This is a genomic window from Mycobacterium sp. SMC-4, from assembly GCF_050205565.1.
Lineage (GTDB): Bacteria > Actinomycetota > Actinomycetes > Mycobacteriales > Mycobacteriaceae > Mycobacterium.
In genome coordinates, this window is the sequence record NZ_JBNMQU010000005.1 from 1 (window position 1) to 22,394 (window position 22,394).

Sequence of the window (22,394 nt, forward strand, 5' to 3'; positions counted from 1 at the left end):
GTGGCGCCCCGCCCCCGGCCGGCGCGCCACCGGCGCCCGCCGAGAACGACCGCGACGTCCCTCTGGCCACCCGCATCCAGGACGAGAAGAAGCTGCGGCAGAGCAGCGAGCAGGCCATCCAGATCCTGGCACTGCAGTTCCAGGCGACCCGATGCGACGAAGAAGACGTGCTGGCCGGCAACGACGACCCGAACCTGCCGTTGGTCACGTGTTCGACCGACGGGCAGGAGGTCTACCTGCTGGACAAGTCGATCATCTCCGGCGAGGGCATCGCCAACGCCAGCTCCGGACTGGACCAGCAGCGCGGCGAGTACGTCGTCGACGTCGAGTTCAAGAGCGACGCGGCCAAGACGTGGGCCGATTTCACCGCCGCCAACGTCGGCACCCAGACCGCCTTCGTGCTGGACTCGCAGGTCGTCAGCGCGCCTCAGATCCAGGAAGCCATCCCCGGTGGGCGCACCCAGATCACCGGCAGTTTCAACCAGGACTCGGCGCGCGAACTGGCCAACGTCCTGAAGTACGGCTCGCTGCCGCTGTCGTTCGAGTCGTCGGAGGCCGAGACGGTGTCGGCCACACTCGGGCTGTCCTCGTTGCGGGCCGGCCTGATCGCCGGCGCGGTCGGGCTGGTGGCGGTGCTGCTCTACGCCCTGCTGTACTACCGCGTTCTCGGTCTGCTCGTCGCGTTGTCACTGGTCGCTTCCGGCGCCATGGTCTTCGCGATCCTGGTGCTGCTGGGGCGCTACATCAACTACACGCTGGACCTGGCCGGTATCGCCGGTCTGGTCATCGGTATCGGTATGACGGCGGACTCGTTCGTGGTGTTCTTCGAACGCATCAAGGACGAGATACGTGAGGGTCGATCGTTCCGGTCCGCGGTACCGCGCGGTTGGGCGCGAGCGCGCAAGACGATCCTGTCCGGTAACGCCGTGACGTTCCTGGCCGCGGGGGTGCTGTACTTCCTCGCCGTCGGTCAGGTCAAGGGCTTCGCGTTCACGCTCGGCTTGACCACCATCCTCGACGTGATGGTCGTGTTCCTGGTGACATGGCCGCTGGTGTTCCTGGCCTCGAAGTCCGCCACGATGGCCAAGCCGGGACTCAACGGACTCGGCGCCGTCCAACAGATCGCCCGGGAACGACGAGCGGCCGCGCACGCGGCGGGACGGGGCTGACCCATGGCACGTAACCGCACCGACGACATCGAATCGACGGCGATCGAAGCGCCGGACCTGGAAACCGCGGCGGGCGACGCACCCAAGCACAACTTCTTCGTCCGGCTGTACACCGGCACAGGCGCTTTCGAAGTGGTCGGCCGGCGCAAGCTCTGGTACACGGTCAGCGCGCTGATCCTGCTGGTGGCCATCGGCGCGATGCTGCTGCGCGGATTCACCTTCGGCATCGACTTCGAGGGCGGCACCAAGGTGTCCTTCCCGCGGGGCAGCGGCGACATCACCACCTCGCAGGTGGAGACGGTCTTCAACGACACGATCGGCGCCCCGCCGGAGTCGGTGGTCGTCGTCGGCACCGGGGATTCGGCCACCTTCCAGATCCGGTCGGAGACCCTCACCAACGAGCAGACCGAGGAACTGCGCACCGCGCTGTTCGAAGCGTTCCAGCCGGTCGGCGCCGACGGGCAACCCTCCAAGGCGGCGGTCAGCGACTCGGCGGTGTCGGAGACCTGGGGCGGCCAGATCACCGACAAGGCGCTCATCGCGCTGGGTGTGTTCCTGGTGCTCGCCGCGATCTACATCACCGTGCGCTACGAGCGCTACATGGCCGTCGCGGCGCTGGCCACCCTGATGTTCGACCTGATCGTGACCGCCGGCGTGTACGCGCTCGTCGGGTTCGAGGTCACGCCCGCCACCGTGATCGGGCTGCTCACCATTCTCGGCTTCTCGCTCTACGACACGGTGATCGTGTTCGACAAGGTCGAGGAGAACACCGACGGCTACGAACACACCACCCGACGCACCTTCGCCGAACACGCCAACCTCGCGGTGAACCAGACGTTCATGCGCTCGATCAACACCAGCGTCATCTCGACACTGCCGATCGTCGCGCTGATGATCGTCGCGGTCTGGCTGCTCGGCGTCGGCACGCTGATGGATCTGGCGCTCGTCCAGCTGGTCGGCGTGATCGTCGGGACCTACTCGTCGATCTACTTCGCCACCCCGCTGCTGGTGAGCCTGCGCGAGCGCACCGAACCGGTACGCAAGCACACCCGCAAGGTGCTCAACCGCCGCGCGGCCGCCGCAGCCAAGACCGCCGGCGGATCCGAGCTGCTCGACGTGGACGAGACCGACAGCGTCGTCGACGAACCCCGCCAGAGCGCTGTGACCGTGCCCGTCGCCCCTGCGCCGGACAAGCCGGCACCCGGCGCGCGCCCCGTCCGACCGACGTCGAGCCGCACGGGCCGTCCGTCGGGTAAGCGAAGCCCCCGGAAGCAGTAGTCCCGGTGGCTCGACGTTGGGCCGCGCTGTTGACGGTGGTGACCGTCCTCGGCGGTATCGGGCTGAGCGGGTGCGCTCGCGGCGCGGCCGAGTCGGTCGACTACGTCGTCGACGGCGCCCTGATCACCTACAACACCAACACCGTCGAGGGCGCGGCCTCCGGCGGCGCCCAGGCCTTCGCGCGGGTGCTGACAGGCTTCAACTACCACGGTCCGCAAGGACAGGTGGTCGGCGATCACGACTTCGGCACCATCGCGGTGGTCGGCCGGACGCCGCTGATCCTGGACTACGAGATCAAGCCCGAAGCCGTCTACTCCGACGGCAAGCCGATCACCTGTGACGACATGGTGCTCGCGTGGGCCGCGCAGTCGGGCCGGTTCCCGGCGTTCGACGCCGCCAGCCGAGCCGGCTACGCCGACATCGCCAGCATCGATTGCGCGCCGGGCCAGAAGAAGGCACGCGTGTCCTTCGCGCCGGACCGCGGCTTCGTCGACTACGGCCAGCTGTTCGCCGCGACGGCGCTGCTGCCGTCCCACGTGATCGCCGACGACCTCGGCCTCGGCGACGGTGGCGTCACCACCGCTGTGCAAGCCAACGACGGCCCCGCCGTGGAACGCATCGCCACCGCCTGGAACACCCTCTGGCGGCTGACCCCCGACCTGGACCTGGCGAAGTTCCCGTCCTCGGGGCCCTACAAGCTGGAGTCGGTCACCGAGGACGGTGCCGTCCAACTCGTCGCCAACGACAAGTGGTGGGGCACCCCGCCGGTCACCGAGCGCGTCACCGTGTGGCCGCGCAGCGCCGAACTGCAGGACCGGGTCAACGAAGGCGCCTACGACGTGGTCGACATCGCGGCCGGCTCGTCGGGGACGCTGAACCTGCCCGAGGACTACGTCCGCTCCGACACTCCGTCGGCCGGCATCGAGCAACTGATCTTCGCGCCGCAGGGCCCGCTCGCCGCGACACCGGCGCGCCGCGCGTTGGCGCATTGCACACCGCGCGACGTGATCGCCCGCAACGCCGAGGTTCCGGTGGCCAACTCGCGGCTGAACTCCGCCACGGAGGACGCCTACAGTCCGGCCGAGGCCACGCCGCAGGTCAACGAGTTCGCCGTCGCCAATCCCGACGCGGCGCGCGCCGCGCTGGACGACCAGCCGCTGACGGTGCGGATCGGATACCAGACCCCCAATGCGCGGCTGGCCGCCACGGTCGGTGCCATCGCGAACTCGTGTGCACCGGCAGGCATCACCGTCGTGGATGCGGCCGCGGACAACACCGGCCCGATGTCGTTGCGCAACAACGAGATCGACGTGTTGATCGCCAGCCTCGGCGGAGCTGCCGGCAGCGGCTCGTCGGGGTCGTCGGCGATGGACGCCTACAGCCTGCACAGCGGCAACGGCAACAACCTGCCGCGCTACGCCAACGCGCGCATCGACGGGATCATCGCCACGATCGCCGTCACCTCCGACCCGAAGGAACTGGCGCGCCTGCTCGCCGAGTCCGGGCCGATCCTGTGGGGCGACATGCCGACGCTGCCGCTGTACCGGCAGCAGCGCACGCTGCTCACCTCGTCGAAGATGTATGCCGTCAGCAGCAATCCGACCCGCTGGGGTGCGGGTTGGAACATGGACCGGTGGAGACTGGACCGGTGACCCCACCCCCCAGCGACGTCGCCGACGTCATCGCATCGCTGCTGCGTGAAGTCCCGGATTTCCCCGAGCCGGGTGTGCAGTTCAAGGACCTCACCCCGGTGCTCGCCGACCCGCGCGGGCTGGCCGAGGTGTGCCGGGCCATCGCCGACATCGCCCGCGGAGCCGACCTCATCGCCGGCGTCGACGCGCGCGGCTTCCTGCTCGGCGGCGCCGTGGCCCTGCACCTGGGTGTCGGCGTGCTCGCGGTGCGCAAAGGCGGCAAGCTGCCGCCGCCGGTGCTGAGCCAGACCTACGACCTCGAGTACGGCTCGGCGACGCTGGAGGTCCCGGCCGACGGGGTGACGCTGGCGGGCCGCAACGTGGTCGTCATCGACGACGTGCTGGCCACCGGGGGAACACTGGCAGCAACCAACCGGTTGCTGATGTCAGCGGGTGCCACCGTGTCGCGTGCCGTGGTGATGCTCGAACTGAGCGGCCTCGGTGGCCGCGGAGTGCTGGAGCCGGTCCCGGTCACCAGCTTGTACACCGTCTGAACGGGATATCCTGCCCACAGCGAGTCGTGGAGGTGAATATGGCCGACGAGGTCCCGACGGGTCCGCGCGCGGGCCAGGCCGTGCAGCCGCCACCGCCCTCGACCGAACCGCCGTCATCAGAGGTCGCCAAGACGTCGACCAGCGCATCGCGGCGCGTGCGTGCCCGGCTGGCGCGACGGATGACCTCGCAGCGCAGCGCGATCAACCCGGTGCTCGAGCCGCTGGTATCGGTGCACCGGGAGTTCTACCCGAAGGCCAACCTGACACTGCTGCAGAAGGCCTACGAGGTCGCTGAGCAGCGCCACGCCGATCAGATGCGGCGGTCCGGTGACCCGTACATCACCCATCCGCTCGCGGTGGCCAACATCCTCGCCGAACTCGGCATGGACACCACCACGCTGATCGCCGCGCTGCTGCACGACACCGTCGAGGACACCGGCTACACACTCGAGGCCCTGACCGCCGAATTCGGTGTCGAGGTCGGCCACCTCGTCGACGGCGTCACCAAGCTCGACAAGGTCGCGCTGGGCACCGCCGCCGAAGGCGAGACCATCCGCAAGATGATCATCGCGATGGCCCGCGACCCGCGGGTGCTGGTGATCAAGGTGGCCGACCGCCTGCACAACATGCGCACGATGCGGTTCCTGCCGCCGGAGAAACAGGCCCGCAAAGCCCGCGAAACGCTGGAAGTCATTGCACCGCTTGCTCATCGGCTGGGCATGGCGACCGTGAAGTGGGAACTCGAGGACCTCGCGTTCGCCATCCTGCACCCGAAGAAGTACGAAGAGATCGTGCGGCTGGTCGCCGACCGTGCACCGTCGCGCGACACCTATCTGGCCAAGGTGCGCGCGGAGATCATCAACACGCTGACCGCGTCGAAGATCAACGCCGTGGTCGAGGGCCGGCCCAAGCATTATTGGTCGATCTACCAGAAGATGATCGTCAAGGGCCGCGACTTCGACGACATCCACGACCTGGTGGGCGTGCGCATCCTGTGCGACGAGATCCGCGACTGCTATGCCGCCGTCGGCGTCGTGCACTCGCTGTGGCAGCCGATGGCCGGCCGCTTCAAGGACTACATCGCCCAGCCGCGTTACGGGGTGTACCAGTCGTTGCACACCACGGTGGTCGGTCCCGAGGGCAAACCGCTGGAGGTGCAGATCCGCACCCGCGACATGCACCGCACCGCCGAATACGGCATCGCCGCGCACTGGCGCTACAAGGAGAACAAGGGCCGCAACGGATTACCGGCCGGACACGCCGCGGCCGAGATCGACGACATGGCCTGGATGCGCCAGCTGCTCGACTGGCAGCGGGAGGCCGCCGACCCGGGTGAGTTCCTGGAGTCGCTGCGTTACGACCTGGCGGTCCAGGAGATCTTCGTGTTCACGCCGAAGGGCGACGTGGTCACCCTGCCGGCCGGCTCGACGCCGGTGGACTTCGCCTACGCCGTGCACACCGAGGTCGGGCACCGCTGCATCGGCGCCCGCGTCAACGGGCGGCTGGTCGCGCTGGAACGCAAACTGGAAAACGGTGAGGTCGTCGAGATCTTCACCTCCAAGGCGCTCAACGCCGGCCCGTCCCGAGACTGGCAGAGCTTCGTCGTCTCGCCGCGGGCCAAGGCCAAGATCCGGCAGTGGTTCGCCAAGGAGCGTCGCGAAGAGGCACTCGATGCGGGCAAGGAAGCCATCGCCCGCGAAGTGCGACGCGGCGGACTTCCCTTGCAGCGCTTGATGACTGCCGAATCGATGGCTGCCTTGGCGCGCGAGTTGCGCTACGCCGACCTCTCGGCGCTCTACACCGCCGTCGGGGAAGGGCACGTGTCGGCGAGGCACGTGGTGCAGCGCCTGGTCGCCGCAGTCGGCGCCGACGACGACGCCACCGACGAGCTGGCCGAACGCTCCACGCCGTCGACGATGCCGGTGCGACAGCGCACCAGCGACGACGTCGGCGTCGCGGTGCCGGGCGCCCCCGGCGTCCTGACCAAGCTGGCCAAGTGCTGTACGCCGGTCCCGGGCGACAACATCATGGGCTTCGTCACGCGTGGCGGCGGGGTCAGCGTGCACCGGACCGACTGCACCAACGCCGCATCGCTGCAGGACCAGTCCGAGCGCATCATCGACGTGCAGTGGGCCCCGTCGCCGCACTCGGTGTTCCTGGTCGCCATTCAGGTCGAGGCGCTGGACCGCCATCGTCTGCTCTCCGATGTCACCCGCGTACTCGCCGACGAGAAGGTCAACATCCTCTCGGCGTCGGTCACCACGTCGAACGACCGCGTGGCGATCAGCCGCTTCACCTTCGAAATGGGCGACCCCAAGCACCTGGGTCACGTCCTCAACGTGGTGCGCAACGTCGAGGGCGTCTACGACGTCTACCGCGTCACGTCGGCGGCCTGACCCGGCGGCGAGTGGTCACCAGGTAGATCACGACGCCCAGCACCGCCGCGCCCACCAGCGCACCGGCCGCCACCAGACCGATCCGCACCGCGGAGCCATCGGCCAGGGTTGCCGGTGCCGACTCCTCGGCCGTGAGCGTCAGTGGCAATTCGCCGCCGGCGAGGATCGCGGCCACGTCGCGTGCGTCCTGCTCGGACAGCCCGGTGACCCGCACGACGCCCGTCTGCGGGGTCTCCGCAGGTCCGAGGACCTCGGTGTCGAGGACTGCGACGAGTTCGTCGCCCGGTGCGGCCGTCGCGGTGGATTTCAGCACCACGGCGTGACCGTTTCCGTCCGGAGCGACGGCCGCGTCGGTGAACTGGTCACCGACGGCGGTCGCGGGCTCGAGGAGAAAGACCTCGGTGTCGTCGCGCGCACAGGTGATCAGCGGTCGATCCGGGTCGTCCGCGCCGGCCAGTCCGTCGGGCAGGGCGCAGCGCGACGCTTGGAACTGCAACGCCAGGACCTGCATGGTGCGGTCGGTGTTCTGCCGCAGTTCTTGCTCGTCGGCTGCGTTCGACGGCGACGTGCGGGTCGGTGGAATCTGAACGGCCGGCAGCGAGTGCACGACCGTGCGCAGGGCGAACCGACCGCGAGCAGAGGCGATGCGGTCCATGTCGGCGCCGTCGCCGGGCGCGGTGACGGTCACGGTGTCGCCGTCGGCGGTCACCGTCGCATCTGGCAGGCCGTACGCCTCGACCCGGCGGGTCAGGACATCTGTGACCGTGGCGAGCTGGTCGGGCGTCGGCTCCGACCCGTCCGGCGCACCGGGGGCGAAGGTGACCGCGGTCGCGGCGGTGTCCCCACCGCCGGACCAGTGCTCCCGGGTCACCAGCAGCGCCATCCCGTAGCCGATGACCAGGACGATCACCACCGCCGTGATCAGATAGCGAGCCGTATTTGACTGCCCGTCGCCCGGCCCGACCATCGCAGCGTCAGTCCAGCGCGATCGACTTCACCGTGGTGGCCAGCTTCGGCGCACCGTCGGGGCCGCCGCCCTCGACACCCTCGGCGGCGATCTTGTCCAGCGTGGCCAGACCTGTCTCGTCGATGGTGCCGAAGACCGTGTACTGCGGCGGCAACTGCGAATCCTGGTAGACGAGGAAGAACTGGCTGCCGTTGGTACCGGGACCCGCGTTGGCCATCGCCAACGTGCCGCGCGGGTAGAGGACGGGCTCGTTGAGCCTCGGGTCGTCCGGCTGGTACTGGTCGGTGGGGTACTCGTTGGCGAACTGGTAGCCCGGGCCGCCGGTGCCCTGACCGGTCGGGTCGCCGCACTGCAGCACACCGAGGGATTCGCTGGTGGTCAAGCGGTGGCACGGCGTGTCGTTGAAGTAGCCCTGCTGCGCCAGGCTCGCGAAGCTGTTGACGGTGCACGGCGACTTGGCGTTGTCGAGCAGCAGACCGATGTTGCCCCGGTTGGTGGCCATGCTGGCGCTGACCTCGGCGGGTTCCGTGGGCACCTGACCGGTGCGGGGCGGGGTGTTCGGCTTGCTGGCTTCTTCGGCCTCCGGGTATTGGCAGTCGCTGCCGAGGTCGTCGGCGGCGACGAACGAGGGCAGCCGTCCGGACGTGTCCGGCGTCGAGGCGGTCTCGTCACCGGAATCGCGGTTGGTGAGGACGATCGTGGCCGCCACGGCGCCGATGACCACCAGCGCGGCGACCGCCGAGCCGATGATCGTGTACAGGCGGCGCTTGCGTTCGTTCTCGGCGCGGCGCTCCATCTGGCGTTCCAGCTTGCGTTTGGCGGCGGCTCGCCGTTGTTCGTTCGTCGGCACTGCCGGTGTCCTCCTCGGGTGTCGATCAAGTCGGCACCGAGTGTGCCACGCGCATCCGACGTGGGAAGCTGGGCAGGTGTTGATCACCGGATTCCCGGCCGGCATCTTGGCGTGTAACTGCTACGTGCTGGCCCCGCGGCAGGGCGCCGACGCCGTCGTCGTCGATCCGGGTCAGCGCGCCATGGGACCGCTGCGCCGCATCCTCGACGAGAACCGGTTGACCCCGTCGGCCGTCCTGCTGACCCACGGCCACATCGATCACATGTGGTCGGCGCAGAAAGTCGCCGACACCTACGGCTGCCCGGTCTACATCCACCCCGCCGACCGATTCATGCTGGCCGACCCGATCGGGTCGCTGGGGCAGGGGCTGTTCGCGGGGCTGGGCCGGCTGGCGTCCGTGGCGATGTTCCGCGAGCCCAAGCAGGTCGTCGAACTCGACCGCGACGGCGACAAACTCGAGCTCGGCGGCGTCACCGTGGTCGTCGACCACACACCCGGCCACACCCAGGGCTCCGTCGTGTTCCGCGTCGAACAGGGACCCGAGCAGGTGGCGCTCACCGGCGACACGCTGTTCCGGCAGTCGGTCGGGCGCACCGACCTGCCCGGCGGCAGCGGACGCGACCTGCTCGAATCCATCGTCACCAAGCTGTTGGTGCTCGACGACCACACCCTGGTATTACCGGGACACGGCGAGCGCACCACCATCGGCGCCGAGCGCCACACCAACCCGTTCCTCGAAGGTTTGACTTAAGTGACTGAGACCACCTCTTTCAAGGCGCCCAAGGGCGTCCCCGACTACCTGCCGCCGGACTCGGCCGAGTTCGTCGCCGTGCGCGGCGGCCTGCTCGATGCGGCGCGGCGCGCCGGGTACGGCGACATCGAGTTGCCGATCTTCGAGGACACCGCCTTGTTCGCGCGCGGGGTGGGGGAGTCCACCGACGTGGTGTCCAAGGAGATGTACACCTTCGCCGACCGGGGTGACCGCTCGGTGACGCTGCGGCCCGAGGGCACGGCCGGGGTGATGCGAGCGGTGATCGAGCATGGCCTGGACCGCGGCCCGCTGCCGGTGAAGCTGTGCTATTCGGGACCGTTCTTCCGGTACGAGCGTCCACAGGCCGGCAGGTACCGGCAGCTGCAGCAGGTCGGCGTCGAGGCCATCGGCGTGGACGACCCGGCACTGGACGCCGAGGTGATCGCCGTCGCCGACAGTGGTTTCCGAGCGTTGGGCCTGGACGGGTTCCGGTTGGAGATCACCTCGCTGGGCGACGATTCCTGCCGACCGCAGTATCGGGAACTCTTGCAGGACTTCCTGTTCCAGCTGGATCTCGATGACGAGACTCGGCGCCGGGCGGAGATCAACCCGCTGCGGGTGCTCGACGACAAGCGTCCGCACGTGCGGGAGATGACCGCCGACGCACCGGTGATGCTCGACCATCTCTCTGACGCCGCCAAGGCGCATTTCGACACCGTGCTCGCGCATCTGGATGCGTTGGGTGTGCCGTATGTGATCAATCCGCGGATGGTGCGCGGGCTGGATTACTACACCAAGACGACGTTCGAATTCGTCCACGACGGTCTGGGCGCGCAATCGGGCATCGGTGGCGGTGGTCGATACGACGGGCTGATGAGCCAGCTCGGCGGAAAAGAGCTCTCCGGCATCGGTTTCGGTCTCGGTGTGGATCGCACGCTGCTGGCCTTGCGCGCCGAGGGGAAGACTGCCGCCCCGGCTGCCCGGGTGGACGTGTATGCGGTGCCGCTGGGCGCCGACGCGAAGGTGCGCCTGGCGGTGCTGGCGGCGCAGCTGCGCGCGGCGGGTGTGCGGGTCGACATGGCCTACGGGGACCGCAGCCTCAAAGCCGCGATGAAGGGTGCCGACCGCTCGGGTGCGGCGATCGCGCTGGTGGCAGGGGAGCGGGATCTGGAGGCCGGCACTGTCGGGGTGAAGACCATGGCCACCGGCGAGCAGGTCGACGTCGCGATCGACACCGTCATCACCGAGGTCCTCTCCCGCCTGCGGTAGGTAGGTTCCCCCAGTTGTTCCGCGAGCGCGCGTGTCTGTCCCTCGACACGCCGCGCATTCGCCTGCGGCAGCGCGCGCTCGTCAGCGGCTGCCGGTCGAAGATGGCGACGGGACGGAACTCGCCGGGCGGGCGCATGTGTCGCCGCCAGGCGTCGGCGCGCGTTCGTCGTCATGGTGCGCTGCGGCACCGGCATGACCAGCACGACAGAATTCCGTTCGACGACCGCCACGCCGCCGTACTCGGCCACCGGTTGCGGGGTGCGTCCATGGCCCCAGTGTCGCCGGATTCGGTAGCGAGCGCGCGCTTTTGCATGCCGATACGCGGCGCGTCGAGGGACAGACACGCGCGCTCGCCGAAACGACGAGCACGCGCGCTCGCCGAAACGACGCTAGATGGCCATGGCGGCGCGGACGTCGGCCTCGGAGGCCGAGCCGCCGGTGCCGCTGGAGGTGATCCGGCCCGCCTCGAGGATGTAGTAGCGCTGCGCGGACTCCAGCGCGAACCCGATGTGCTGTTCGACGAGCAGCACACCGAGATCGCCGCGCGCGGTCAGCGCTGTGATGGCCTGCTCGATCTCGGCGACCACCGACGGCTGGATACCTTCGGTCGGTTCGTCGAGGATCAGGCACTTGGGGGAGGTGATCAATGCCCGCGCGATCGCCAGCTGCTGACGCTGACCGCCAGAGAGCAACCCCGCGCGGCGCGTCAGCAGTTCTTTGAGCGCCGGGAACAGGTCGAGCTGCTCGTCGATCAGCGCCTTGCCGTTCTTCCGGCCGTCGGCGACCACCTGCAGATTCTCCGCAGTCGTGAGCTGACCGAACGACTGCTGCCCCTGCGGCACGTACGCCAGCCCGCGCGCCACCCGCGCGCTGGGCCGCAGCCTGGTGATGTCCTCGCCGTCGAACAGGACCTTGCCCGCAGTGCATTTGAGCAGACCCACCGCCGCGCGCAGCAGCGTCGTCTTGCCCGCGCCGTTGTGTCCCATGACCGCGGCCACCCCGTCGGTGGGCACCTCGATGCCGGCGCCGTGGATCACCTCGCTGCGGCCATAGCCGCAGCGGACGTCGACCAGTTGCAACATCAGGACTTCTCCTCGACGAGTTCGATTCCGTCGGCACCGGCCGCGGCGGTCCCCAGATAGACCTCCTGCACCTTCGGATTGGCTTGTACCTCGGCCACGGAACCCTCGGCGATCACCTGTCCGCGTGCCAACACCGTCACCGACGTCGCGAACGCGCGCATGAAATCCATGTCGTGTTCGACAACGACCACGGTGCGCTCGGCGCCGATGCGCCGCAACAGGTTTCCGGTCTCCTCACGTTCCTCGGTGCTCATCCCCGCGACCGGTTCGTCGAGCAGCAGCACGTCGGCGTTCTGCACCAGCAGCATGCCGATCTCGAGCCACTGCTTCTGACCGTGGGCCAGCACGCCGGCGGGTTGTTCGGCCAGATGTGTCAGGCCGATGGTGTGCAGCGCCTGCTCGATCGACGGCAGGATGCCCCGTCGCCGACGCAGCAGTGTCCACGGCGAGCGACCCGCGCCCGCGGCGATGTCGAGGTTCTGCAGCACGGTGAGCTGTTCGAACACGCTCGCGGTCTGGAAGGTGCGGCCCACACCCTGGCGGGCGATCTGGTGCACCTTCTTCCCGAGCAGTTCCACACCGGACTTGTTCACCGAACCCGCCGCGGGCACCAGGCCGGTGATGGCGTCGATGACGGTGGTCTTGCCGGCCCCGTTGGGGCCGATCAAGAAGCGCAGATCGCCCTGGAACAGCGTCAGGTTCACGTCGCTGACCGCCTTGAAACCGTCGAAATCGACTGTGAGACCGCGTACTTCGAGGTACTGCGCGCTCATGCCGGCGTTGCCGCCCTCGGCGGGCTCCTTGCCTGCCGCGCTGGCCTGGATGTCGGTCATGTGCCGGCACTCACCTTCTGTGCGTCGGAATCGGTGTCGGGCGCGGGATCGGCCGGCGGTTCGGCTTTGGCCTTGCGGCGACGCTTGACCAGTGCCCCGAGCCCGGCGAGCCCGGCCGGGAAGAAGCCGACCACCACGATGAACAGCAGACCCTGGGCGTAGGTCCATTCCGATGGAAAGCGTTCGGAGAACAGGGTTTGCGCCCATGCGACGCCGATGGCGCCGAGCACCGGCCCCAGCAGCGTGGTCCGGCCGCCGATCGCCACCCCGATCAGGAACGCGATCGAGGGCAGGATGCCCACCTGCGATGGTGCGATGAACCCGACGATCGGCGCGAACAGCGCGCCGGCGATACTGGCGAACAACGCGGCGACCGTGTAGGCCACGACCTTGATGTTGGCCGGGTCGTAGCCCAGGAAGCGCACGCGCTCCTCGCCGTCGCGGACGGCGACCAGCAGTTCGCCGTAGCGGCTCTGCATCAGCTGCCGCACCACCGCGACCACGATCAGCAGAACCGCCGCGGCGATGAAGTACAGCATCCGGCGGTTGACCGGGTCGCTGAGCGTGAAGCCGAAGAACGTGCGAAACCGATTGAGGCCGTTGGATCCTCCGAGGCTGGTCTGACCGACGAGCAGGATCGCCAGCGCTGCGGCCAACGCCTGGGACAGGATCGCGAAGTACGCACCCTTGACCTTGCGTTTGAACACGCCCAGACCCAGCGCGGCGGCGATGCCCGTGGGGATCACCAGGATCGCGATCAGGGTGACCAGCGGTGAGGCGAACGGCTGCCAGTAGCCCGGCAGTTCGCGCACGCCCTGGATCTGCATGAAGTCCGGCACGTCGTCACCGAGCAGTTGGGCGTCGGCGATCTTGAGGTGCATCGCCATCATGTAGCCGCCCAGGCCGAAGAACACGCCCTGCCCGAGCACCAGCATGCCGCCGCGGCCCCAGGCCAGACCGATGCCGACCGCGACGATCGCGAAGCACAGGAACTTGCCCAGCAGCGAGAGCCGGAAATCCGACAGCACCGCGGGGGCGATGACGAACAGCACCAGCGCCGCGACACCGAAGCCGGCCCACGTCTGCCAGCGTCCCAAAGTAGTTCTCACACGAGACTCCTTGTCCGCACGGTGAACAGCCCCTGCGGGCGGGCCTGCAGGAAGATCACGATGATCACGAACACGATCACCTTGGCCAGTGACGCGGTGGTGTTGTACTCGATGAACGAATTCAGGAAACCGAGGGTGAACGCCGCGATCACGGTGCCCTTGATCTGTCCGAGCCCGCCCACCACGACGACGAGGAACGCGTCGATCAGGTAGCTCTGGCCGATCGTGGGGCTGGTCGAGCCGATCAACGTCAGCGCGACCCCGGCCACAGCCGCGAGGCCGGAACCGATGAAGAAGGTCGTGATGTCGGTCTTGCGCGACGAGATACCGCTGGTCTCAGCGAGATCCCGGTTCTGCACCACGGCGCGGATGCGCCGCCCCATCGGCGAGGTCTTGAGCACGGTGGCCAGCACCGCGACGCACACCACGGCCAGCACCAGGATGAACAGGCGGGTCTTGGGGACGACGGCGCCGAGGATCTCGACTCCGCCGGACAGCCACGCGGGAGCGACGACGTTGACGGCGGGCGCGCCGAACACGTCGCGGGCCACCTGCTGCAGGATCAGTCCGACACCGAAGGTGACCAACAGAGTGTCCAGCGGACGGTGGTACATGCGCTGGATCAGCGTCACTTCCAGCAGCGCGCCCATCGCACCGCCGATGACGAACCCGATGACCAGCGAGATCAGCAGGGACGCACCGGCACTGGAGATGATCTGCTGTACCACATAGGCGGTGTAGCAGCCGGCCATGATGAATTCGCCGTGCGCCATGTTGATGACGCCCATCTGGCCGAAGGTCAGCGACAAACCCAGGGCCGCGAGCAACAGGATCGAGCCGAGGCTCAATCCTGTTGCCAGCTGCCCGATCAGGACATCCACGGGGTCAGCCGGACAGGCCGGCGGCCCACGGGTAGGACTTCAGGAACGGATCGGGATCGATCGGTCCGGGCGATTCCCACACGGTGTAGATGAGGCCGTCCGCGCGGATCTCGCCGATGCGTGCGGTCTTGGTGATGTGGTGGTTCTCGCCGTCGATGGTGACCTTGCCTTCGGGGGCGTCGAAACTCACACCGTCGGCGTTGTCCTGAATTGCCTTGACGTCGAACGACTGTGCTTTCTCGACGGTGTTCTTCCACAGGTAGACCGACACATAGGCGGCTTCCATCGGGTCCGAGGTCGGCTTCTCGGCGCCGTACTTGGCCTTGTAGGCGGCGACGAACTCGTTGTTCACCGGCGTGTCGATGGTCTGGTAGTAGTCCCACGCCGTCAGCTGTCCGGTGATGTTCTGCACCCCGATGCCGCCGACCTCTTCCTCGGCGATCGACACCGAGACCACCGGCATGTCGGCCGGCGCCAGGCCGACGTTGCGGTACTCGCGGAAGAACGCGACGTTCGAGTCGCCGTTGAGTGTGTTGAACACGGCGTCCGCGTCGGCGGTGCGCACCTTGTTGATGATCGTGGAGAAGTCCGTCGAGCCGAGCGGGGTGTAGTCCTCACCCTTGATCTCGATGCCGTTGGCTTCGGCGTAGGCCTTGATGATGCGGTTGGCCGTCTGCGGGAAGACGTAGTCGCTACCCACGAGGTACAGGGACTTGATGCCCTTTTCCTTCAGGTAGTCCAGGGCCGGCACGATCTGCTGGTTGGTGGTGGCGCCGGTGTAGAAGATGTTGGGGGAGGACTCCAGGCCCTCGTACTGCACGGGGTAGTACAGCAGGGAGTTCGCGCTCTCGAACACCGGCAGCATCGCCTTGCGGCTCGAGGAGGTCCAGCCGCCGAACACCGCGGCAACGCAGTCGCTGCTGATCAGCTTCTCGGCCTTCTCGGCGAACACGGTGGGTTCGGACGCGCCGTCTTCACCGACCAGCTGGATCTGCTTGCCCAGCACGCCGCCGGCGGCGTTGATCTGCTCGACCGCCAGATCGATGGCGTTGCGGACGGTGACCTCGGAGATCGCCATGGTGCCCGACAGAGAGTTCAGTGCGCCGACTTTGATGGTGTCGCCGGAGGTGTCCACGCAGGACTGCGCATTTGCTGCGTCGGAGTCGCTGGCCTTGCTGCCGCATCCCGCCAACAGCAGGCTCGTCACCGCGACGACACTTCCGGTAACAAGTGCGGAACGTCTGAAGGTGAAGCGCCGGGGTTCTTCCATGGGCGGCCTTTCTGGTGTGCACAGCGCTTATCCGCACATGAAGCCTGATGAGGCGCCATGAGACGCTGCGTTTCGAGTACTGTCGGCGACCGGGATCGCGACACCTTGCCGGTGTCAAATCGGGACGTTAGAGCGCCCGTGTTTCTGTCAAGTGTCTGTGTGTGACGAACAAATTAACCGTGTCGCGGACGGGAACTCATTTGCCGTCATGGAATTCGCCGACGTAAAACCGCCACGGTTGTAACGATCGGGTACGGTCCGGCGATGTGACCAACATGCGAACAGCTACAGCGAAGGTAGGGGCGGCGCTCGGTGCAGCGGCATTGGTGGCGGCCGCCGGAATGGTCAACCCGGCGGCGGCCGGCGCGCAGGACGGCCAGACGGTCCGCTACACCGTGACCTCGGCCGGCGCCTACGAGTTCGAGCTCTTCTATCTGACGGCGCAGCCGCCGAGTATGCAGGCCTTCAACGCCGACGCGTACGCCTACGCCAAGCGCGAGAAGGTGCAGCTGGCTCCGGGTGTGCCGTGGGTGTTCGAGGCGAATTTCGCGGATCCGCAGTGGGCCATCCTGACTGCCAGCAGCACCGCCCGTGGCGGGCAGGCCGCACCGAACGCGCACTGCGACATCGCCGTGGACGGCCAGGTCCTGGTCAACCACGACGATCCGCACAACGTGCGGTGCCAGCTCGGCCAGTGGTGAGTTAGCGCGGCGTCAGCCCGGTCAGGGCCGGCGGCAACTCGTCGCGGTGCAGCACACCCAGTCGTTGCGTCGCACGGGTGAGCGCGACGTACAGGTCGGCCGCGCCGCGCGGCCCGTCGGCCAGGATCCGTTCCGGGTGCACGATGAGCACTGCGTCGTACTCCAGTCCCTTGGTATCGGCCGGGGTCACCGCGCCGGGCACGTCGGCCGGCCCGATGACGACGCTGGTGCCCGCACGGCCGGCCTCGTCCCGGACGAATTCGTCGATGGCCCCGGGCAATTCCGCATCGGTGACGCGCCGTGACCACGGCGGCGAACCGCTGGCTCGCACCGACTCCGGCGGGGTCGCGCCCGGTGCGAACTCGGCGAGCACTCCGGCGGCGACTGCCATGATCTCGGCGGGCGTGCGGTAGTTCACGGTCAGCGAGCGGTACTGCCAGCGGCCCGGCACGTAGCGTTCGAGCATCGCGCCCCATGACTGCGCTCCGGCCGCCGACCGACGCTGCGCGAGGTCGCCGACGACGGTGAACGACCTGCTCGGGCAGCGCCGCATCAGCACCCGCCAGTCCATCTCCGAGAGTTCCTGCGCCTCGTCGACGACGACGTGCCCGTAGGTCCACTCCCGGTCGGACGCCGCGCGTTCGGCGAGCTCGCGGGTGTCGCGTTCGAGGAACCGCTCGGCGAGGTCCTCGGCTTCGATCACATCGCGGGCCAGCAGCAGGTCTTCGTCTTCCATGAGGTCTTCGCGGTCGACCATGAGGTCGAGCACGCCGGCCGCATAGGCGGCCTCTTCGCGGCGTTCCCGTTCGGCGGCCTCCTCACCGGACTTGTCCCGGCCCAGCAGGTCGACGAGTTCGTCGAGCAGCGGGACGTCCGCCACCGTCCAGGCCTCCCCGTCTTCGCGGTACAGGGCCGGGTCGGCGCCGGCCGCGCGCAGGCGGTTGGGTGACGAATACAGTTCGGACAGCAGCTTTTCGGGGGTGAGGACGGGCCAGAGTGCCTCGAGTGCCGCGATGAACCCGGCATGGTCTTCGAGCTCATCGAGCAGGTCGGCGCGTAGGTGTTCCCAGGCCGCGCGGTCGTCGCGGGTCAACCAGCCGCGGCCGATCTTGCCGATCGCGCGTTCGGTCACCGCCCAGGTGACGACGTCGACGAACGTCGCGCGCGCGTCGTTGTGCGGCTGGTCGGTGGTCCGCGCTTCGGAGATCGCCCATTCGGCGACCCCGGCATCGATGCGGACCGACACGTCGGACAGGTCGATCGGGAGCGGTTCGGCCGGGACGCGCTGACGATCCGCGACGGCGGCGGCGAGCACGTCGAGCATGGCCAGCGATCCCTTGACGCGCGCGACCTCCGGCGGGTCCTGTGCGGCGACGTGGCGGCCGGGCACCAGGTCCCCGGTGGTCATGAACACGACGTTGGTCTCGCCCAGGGACGGCAGGACACGGCCGATATGGCTGAGGAACGCGGCGTTGGGTCCGATGACCAGCACGCCGTGGCTCTCCATGCGCTTGCGCTGGGTGTAGAGCAGGTACGCGACGCGATGCAGCGCGACCACCGTCTTGCCGGTGCCGGGACCGCCTTCGATGACGAGCACGCCTGGATGGTCGAGGCGGATGATCGCGTCCTGCTCGGCCTGGATGGTCGCGACGATGTCGCGCATCCCGTCGCCGCGCGGCGCGTTGACCGCGGCCAGCAGCGCGACGTCGCTGGACGGCCCGGGCTGGCTGCCGGCCTCACCCTGCTGCGGGCGTCCGAACACCTCGTCGGTGAAGTCGACCAGACGCCGTCCGATCGAGTGGAACTGCCGGCGCCGCCGCATGTTCTCCGGGTGCGCGCCGGTGGCCGTGTAGAAGGGCCGCGCCGCCGGTGCCCGCCAGTCCAGCAGCAGCGGTTCGCGGTCGGCGCCGTCGTCGAGGATGCCGATGCGGCCGATGTAGAGCCGTTCGCCGCTCAGCGCGTCCAGGCGCCCGAAGCACAAGCCGGCGTCGGCGACGTTGAGCCGGTCCATCCGCGCGGCGGTCGCGCGGACCTGCGCGTCGCGCTCCACCAGCGTGGAGCCGCTCTGCGGATCCACCTCGCTGCGCAGCGCTGCGGCGTGCCGGTCTCTGACCTGGACACGCTCGGCGTCCAGCCGCGCGTACAGGCCGTCCACGTAGCGCTGCTCGGCGGCCAGCTCGTCGTCATAAGGGTGGTGCGGCACTGCACCAGCCTAGCCGCTCCTTGACACGGATTCGAACGTGTGTTCGCATGAGGTATGCGCTGGGCAGGTCAGGCACTCCAGGTCGACGACGGAGCGCTGCCCGGGCTGCAGCGGCTCGGGCTGGTGCGCACGGTGCGCACCCCGCAATTCGACGGGATCACGTTCCACGAGGTGCTGTGCAAGTCCGCACTGAACAAGATCCCTGCCGCCTCGATGCTGCCGTTCCGGTACACCGTCAACGGCTACCGGGGATGTTCGCACGCGTGCCGCTACTGCTTCGCCCGGCCCACCCACGAGTACCTCGAATTCGACTGCGGGCGTGACTTCGACACGCAGCTGGTGGTCAAGACCAACGTCGTCGACGTGCTGCGCCGCGAACTGCGTCGTCCGTCGTGGACGCGCGAGACGGTCGCGCTGGGGACGAACACCGACCCGTATCAACGCGCCGAGGGTCGCTATGCGCTGATGCCCGGCATCATCGGCGCACTCGCCGAGTCGGGGACCCCGTTCTCGATCCTGACCAAAGGCACACTGCTGCGACGGGACCTGCCATTGCTCGGCGATGCAGCGCGCCACGTCGACGTCAGTGTCGCGATCTCGCTGGCCGTCGGCGACGCCGAACTGCACAGTCGCCTCGAGCCGGGGACGCCGACGCCGCAGGCCCGGCTGGACCTCATCTCCGCCATCCGCGCCGCAGGTCTGCGGTGTCATGTGATGGTCGCCCCGGTGCTGCCAGGTCTGACCGATTCCGACGAACACCTCGACGACCTGCTCGGGCGTATCGCGGCCGCCGGAGCCACCAGCGTGACGGTGTTCGGACTGCACCTGCGGGGCAGCACCCGCGGCTGGTTCATGGACTGGCTGGCCCGCGACCACCCCGATCTCGTGGGCGAGTACCGCCGGCTGTACCGGCGCGGGGCCTACCTGCCCGCCGATTATCGCGCGACGCTGCAGAAGCGGGCGGCCGCACTGACTGCCAAGCACCGCCTCACCGGCGCGTCCCGGGTGGCGGTCACCGCCCCGGTGGCAGTGGCCGCCGCCGAGCCGGCGCAACCGACGCTGTTCTGAGCGCTACAGCCGCCAGGCCTGCACGCCGACCTGTTCGGTCAGGGCCTGCATGGCGGGGACGGCCTCGCGCAACGCCGCGGCATGGTCTGCGGAGAGCGTCTCGAGCGCCGCGGACACGGTCGCGGCGATCGCGTCCTCGATCTGGCTGCGCTCGGACAGTGCGCGAGGTGTCGGCTCCAGCAGCGAGATGCGGCGATCGTTGGCGTCGGGGCGTTTGTCCACCAGCCCGCGTTCGACCAGCGAGCGGACGGCAGCGCTGGCATTGCTCTGCTGCATGGCCAGCGACTGGGCGACCTCGGAGACGCTGCGCCCGGGCTGGTCCATGACGGTTCGCAGTACTGCGAGCTCGGAGGCCGGCAGCGGCGTCACCCCCACCTGCGCGGGACCGAAACGTGCGATGCGCCAGGACAAGTCGTGAATCACCAGCGCGAGAGCACGTAAGTCCTCGGCCCGCGAGGGCGGCGGGGCGTCATCCATCTCACACTCCAAACATATGACGACATATGTATGCTGTTATAAGCATTTATACCTCAAAAGAAGGCTGTCCGTCGTTGTCCATGAAGCATCCGCCGTCCGTGCCGCTCGTTCTGGTGCTCGCGCTGCTGACCGCGGTGACACCGTTCGCGGTCGATATGTACATGTCGGCTTTTCCTCAGATGGCCGCCGAGTTCGACACCACGGCCTCGGTGGTTCAGCTGACGCTGACGACGTTCCTGGCCGGTCTGGCGGTGGGTCAGCTCGTCATCGGCCAACTCTCCGACCGGCTCGGCCGCCGGCGTCCGTTGCTGGCCGGCATCGTGGTGTGCCTCCTGGCGAGCGTGGCGTGTGCGATGGCGCCGTCGATCGAGATCCTGGTGGGACTGCGATTCGTCCAGGGCTTCGCCGGAGCGGCCGGGGTGGTGATCGCACGCGCCATCATCACCGACCGTGCCGAAGGCACGCGCGCGGTACAGCTCTATGCGGTGATGATGGTCATCGGTGTCCTCGCGCCGATCGTCGCGCCTGTGGCGGGCGGTCTCGTCGTCGCCGAATTCGGCTGGCGGGCGGTGTTTTACGTGCTGTCCGGACTCAATCTCCTGATGTTCGTCGGTGCCTACCTGCTGGCCGCCGAGTCTCTGCCCGAGGCCGACCGACGGCCGGCGGGACTGCGTGCCTTCGCCGACAGCGCCGGTTCGGTGCTCGGGAACCGACGGTTCCTCGGATATGCGCTGGCACTCGGCGCCGCGTCGGCGGCGATGTTCGCCTACATCTCGGCCTCGCCGTTCGTTCTGCAGAACATCGTCGGCCTGTCGCCGCGGACCTATGCTCTGACCTTCGGCGCCTGCGCTCTGGCCGTCGCGGCGTCGGGAATCGTGTCGGCCCGACTGGTCCGCTCGATCGCACCCCGCACCCTGCTGCTCGGCGGGGTCGGTGCGATGGTGGTGGCGGCGACGGCCATGCTGCTCAACGTGGTCGTCGCCGGGGTGGTGCCGTGGCTGACGATCACGCTGATGGCCTGTTTCATGGGCACGGTCGGCTTCATCTTCTCCAACGCGACCGCCCTGGCGGTCGGGGAGGTGCGTCATGCGGCCGGAACCGGTTCGGCGATCCTGGGATTCCTGCAGTACGCGCTCGGGGCCATCGCCTCGCCGCTGGTCGGTCTGGCCGGCCAGCACAGCGCCGTGCCGATGGCGGTGGTGATGCTGACCTGTGCGGTGGCGGCCGCCACCGCGCTGCTGGTGCTCACCCGCGGTCGCGACGCGGTCGAGACCTCGGACCCGTCCGTGCCGACGCTCAGTCCTGTGTCAGCAGGTGGCACCAGGAATCGGTGAGCGTCCGCAGGCAGACCTCGCGGTCGGCCTCCCATCCGCGGGTGAACCACCGGCGTGACATGAACTCGAACTGGCCGAACGCCAATGCGCTTCGTACCCAACGGCTTTCCGGTTCGAAGCGGCCGGCGTCATCGAGGCCGCGCCGGATGGCGGCGATGGTGCCGTCGAACCAGGACGCGATGGTCGCCGCGACCTCGGCCTCGCTGGCCTCGGCCTGATGGGCAGCCAACAGGTAGGGCCCGACCCGTGACCACTGGCTGATCTTGTGGTCCAGCCACCGGCTGATGATCATGCGATCCCCGGACCGCACCACCTCCGCCAGGGGCGGGTCGTCGTCGCCGGTCAGCACGGCATCGGCTTCGGCGAGCAGCTCCTTGATCAGCGCTGCTTTGGACTTGAAGTGCAGGTAGAAAGTGGTGCGTGTGGTCCCTGCGGCAGCCGCGATGTCGTCGATTGTCGTTGCGGTGTAGCCCTTTTCGTTGACCAGTGCCAAGCCCGTGTCGAGTAGCAGGCGACGTGTCTGCTGCTTCTGCGTCTCTCGCAGGGTGGCCATGTGACCGACTTTACACTG

General features: G+C 68.4%; 20 protein-coding genes. 10 read left to right on the forward strand and 10 right to left on the reverse strand.

Annotated elements, in window-relative coordinates:
• From secD to ACQI46_RS10515, 5 genes are all read left to right on the forward strand, one after another.
• Positions 1–1,169: protein translocase subunit SecD (gene secD / locus ACQI46_RS10495; protein WP_427093936.1), on the forward strand; the 1,169-nt coding region annotated here is incomplete at its 5' end.
• A 3-nt stretch (positions 1,170–1,172) separates the two neighbouring features.
• Positions 1,173–2,447, forward strand: coding sequence for a protein translocase subunit SecF (gene secF, locus ACQI46_RS10500; protein ID WP_427093937.1), 1,275 nt, complete (start codon positions 1,173–1,175; stop codon positions 2,445–2,447).
• A 5-nt stretch (positions 2,448–2,452) separates the two neighbouring features.
• On the forward strand, positions 2,453–4,099 hold the full coding sequence (locus ACQI46_RS10505) for an ABC transporter substrate-binding protein (RefSeq protein WP_427093938.1): 1,647 nt from the start codon (positions 2,453–2,455) through the stop codon (positions 4,097–4,099).
• Positions 4,096–4,632: an adenine phosphoribosyltransferase gene (locus tag ACQI46_RS10510; protein ID WP_427093939.1), complete on the forward strand. Its 537-nt coding sequence runs from the start codon at positions 4,096–4,098 to the stop codon at positions 4,630–4,632. Before ACQI46_RS10505 ends, ACQI46_RS10510 begins: the two co-directional genes overlap by 4 nt.
• Positions 4,633–4,670: 38 nt before the next feature.
• Positions 4,671–7,028 (forward strand): RelA/SpoT family protein, encoded by a 2,358-nt coding sequence (locus ACQI46_RS10515; protein ID WP_427093940.1) that lies wholly within the window; start codon positions 4,671–4,673, stop codon positions 7,026–7,028.
• On the opposite strand, the gene ACQI46_RS10520 is transcribed toward ACQI46_RS10515, so the two are convergent.
• Both ACQI46_RS10520 and ACQI46_RS10525 read right to left on the reverse strand, forming a co-directional pair.
• The gene (locus ACQI46_RS10520; protein ID WP_427093941.1) at positions 7,012–7,995 is read right to left on the reverse strand and encodes a hypothetical protein; all 984 of its coding nucleotides are present in this window, start codon (positions 7,993–7,995) and stop codon (positions 7,012–7,014) included. The two genes, ACQI46_RS10515 and ACQI46_RS10520, sit on opposite strands and share 17 nt — an antisense overlap.
• A 7-nt stretch (positions 7,996–8,002) precedes the next feature.
• Positions 8,003–8,845, reverse strand: coding sequence for a peptidylprolyl isomerase (locus ACQI46_RS10525; protein ID WP_427093942.1), 843 nt, complete (start codon positions 8,843–8,845; stop codon positions 8,003–8,005).
• Positions 8,846–8,921: 76 nt separating this feature from the next.
• Here ACQI46_RS10525 and ACQI46_RS10530 point away from each other — a divergent pair, with 76 nt between their 5' ends.
• Together ACQI46_RS10530 and hisS are read left to right on the forward strand one after the other, a co-directional pair.
• The gene (locus tag ACQI46_RS10530) at positions 8,922–9,596 is read left to right on the forward strand and encodes an MBL fold metallo-hydrolase (RefSeq protein WP_427093943.1); all 675 of its coding nucleotides are present in this window, start codon (positions 8,922–8,924) and stop codon (positions 9,594–9,596) included.
• Positions 9,597–10,865 (forward strand): histidine--tRNA ligase, encoded by a 1,269-nt coding sequence (gene hisS, locus ACQI46_RS10535; RefSeq protein ID WP_427093944.1) that lies wholly within the window; start codon positions 9,597–9,599, stop codon positions 10,863–10,865. It abuts the gene before it with no gap.
• A gap of 389 nt (positions 10,866–11,254) precedes the next feature.
• Here the strand turns inward: hisS and urtE are convergent, their stop codons facing one another.
• The 5 genes from urtE to urtA are packed head-to-tail and all read right to left on the reverse strand — an operon-like array spanning position 11,255 to position 16,040.
• Positions 11,255–11,947: an urea ABC transporter ATP-binding subunit UrtE gene (gene urtE, locus ACQI46_RS10540; RefSeq protein WP_427093945.1), complete on the reverse strand. Its 693-nt coding sequence runs from the start codon at positions 11,945–11,947 to the stop codon at positions 11,255–11,257.
• On the reverse strand, positions 11,947–12,780 hold the full coding sequence (gene urtD, locus ACQI46_RS10545; protein ID WP_427093946.1) for an urea ABC transporter ATP-binding protein UrtD: 834 nt from the start codon (positions 12,778–12,780) through the stop codon (positions 11,947–11,949). The genes urtE and urtD overlap by 1 nt, the downstream gene beginning before the upstream one ends.
• Positions 12,777–13,889, reverse strand: coding sequence for an urea ABC transporter permease subunit UrtC (gene urtC / locus ACQI46_RS10550; RefSeq protein WP_427093947.1), 1,113 nt, complete (start codon positions 13,887–13,889; stop codon positions 12,777–12,779). Before urtC ends, urtD begins: the two co-directional genes overlap by 4 nt.
• A complete protein-coding gene (urtB, locus tag ACQI46_RS10555; protein WP_427093948.1) occupies positions 13,886–14,770 on the reverse strand; it encodes an urea ABC transporter permease subunit UrtB in 885 nt (294 codons plus the stop codon). The genes urtC and urtB overlap by 4 nt, the downstream gene beginning before the upstream one ends.
• A gap of 4 nt (positions 14,771–14,774) precedes the next feature.
• The gene (gene urtA / locus ACQI46_RS10560; RefSeq protein ID WP_427093949.1) at positions 14,775–16,040 is read right to left on the reverse strand and encodes an urea ABC transporter substrate-binding protein; all 1,266 of its coding nucleotides are present in this window, start codon (positions 16,038–16,040) and stop codon (positions 14,775–14,777) included.
• A gap of 275 nt (positions 16,041–16,315) precedes the next feature.
• Between urtA and ACQI46_RS10565 the strand changes: the two genes are divergently transcribed.
• Positions 16,316–16,741 (forward strand): hypothetical protein, encoded by a 426-nt coding sequence (locus tag ACQI46_RS10565; protein ID WP_427093950.1) that lies wholly within the window; start codon positions 16,316–16,318, stop codon positions 16,739–16,741.
• A 1-nt stretch (position 16,742) separates the two neighbouring features.
• Here the strand turns inward: ACQI46_RS10565 and helR are convergent, their stop codons facing one another.
• Positions 16,743–18,944, reverse strand: coding sequence for an RNA polymerase recycling motor ATPase HelR (gene helR / locus ACQI46_RS10570; RefSeq protein ID WP_427093951.1), 2,202 nt, complete (start codon positions 18,942–18,944; stop codon positions 16,743–16,745).
• A 54-nt stretch (positions 18,945–18,998) separates the two neighbouring features.
• On the opposite strand from helR, the gene ACQI46_RS10575 reads away from it, so the two are divergent.
• Positions 18,999–20,012, forward strand: coding sequence for an Rv2578c family radical SAM protein (locus ACQI46_RS10575; RefSeq protein ID WP_427093952.1), 1,014 nt, complete (start codon positions 18,999–19,001; stop codon positions 20,010–20,012).
• 3 nt (positions 20,013–20,015) lie between these two features.
• On the opposite strand, the gene ACQI46_RS10580 is transcribed toward ACQI46_RS10575, so the two are convergent.
• Positions 20,016–20,489 carry a MarR family winged helix-turn-helix transcriptional regulator gene (locus ACQI46_RS10580; protein ID WP_427093953.1) on the reverse strand — a complete coding sequence of 158 codons (474 nt, stop codon included), beginning with the start codon at positions 20,487–20,489 and terminating at the stop codon, positions 20,016–20,018.
• 80 nt (positions 20,490–20,569) lie between these two features.
• On the opposite strand from ACQI46_RS10580, the gene ACQI46_RS10585 reads away from it, so the two are divergent.
• The gene (locus ACQI46_RS10585; RefSeq protein WP_427093954.1) at positions 20,570–21,823 is read left to right on the forward strand and encodes a multidrug effflux MFS transporter; all 1,254 of its coding nucleotides are present in this window, start codon (positions 20,570–20,572) and stop codon (positions 21,821–21,823) included.
• Here ACQI46_RS10585 and ACQI46_RS10590 read toward each other — a convergent pair.
• Positions 21,786–22,376, reverse strand: coding sequence for a TetR/AcrR family transcriptional regulator (locus ACQI46_RS10590; protein ID WP_427093955.1), 591 nt, complete (start codon positions 22,374–22,376; stop codon positions 21,786–21,788). The two genes, ACQI46_RS10585 and ACQI46_RS10590, sit on opposite strands and share 38 nt — an antisense overlap.
• Positions 22,377–22,394: the final 18 nt, after the last annotated feature.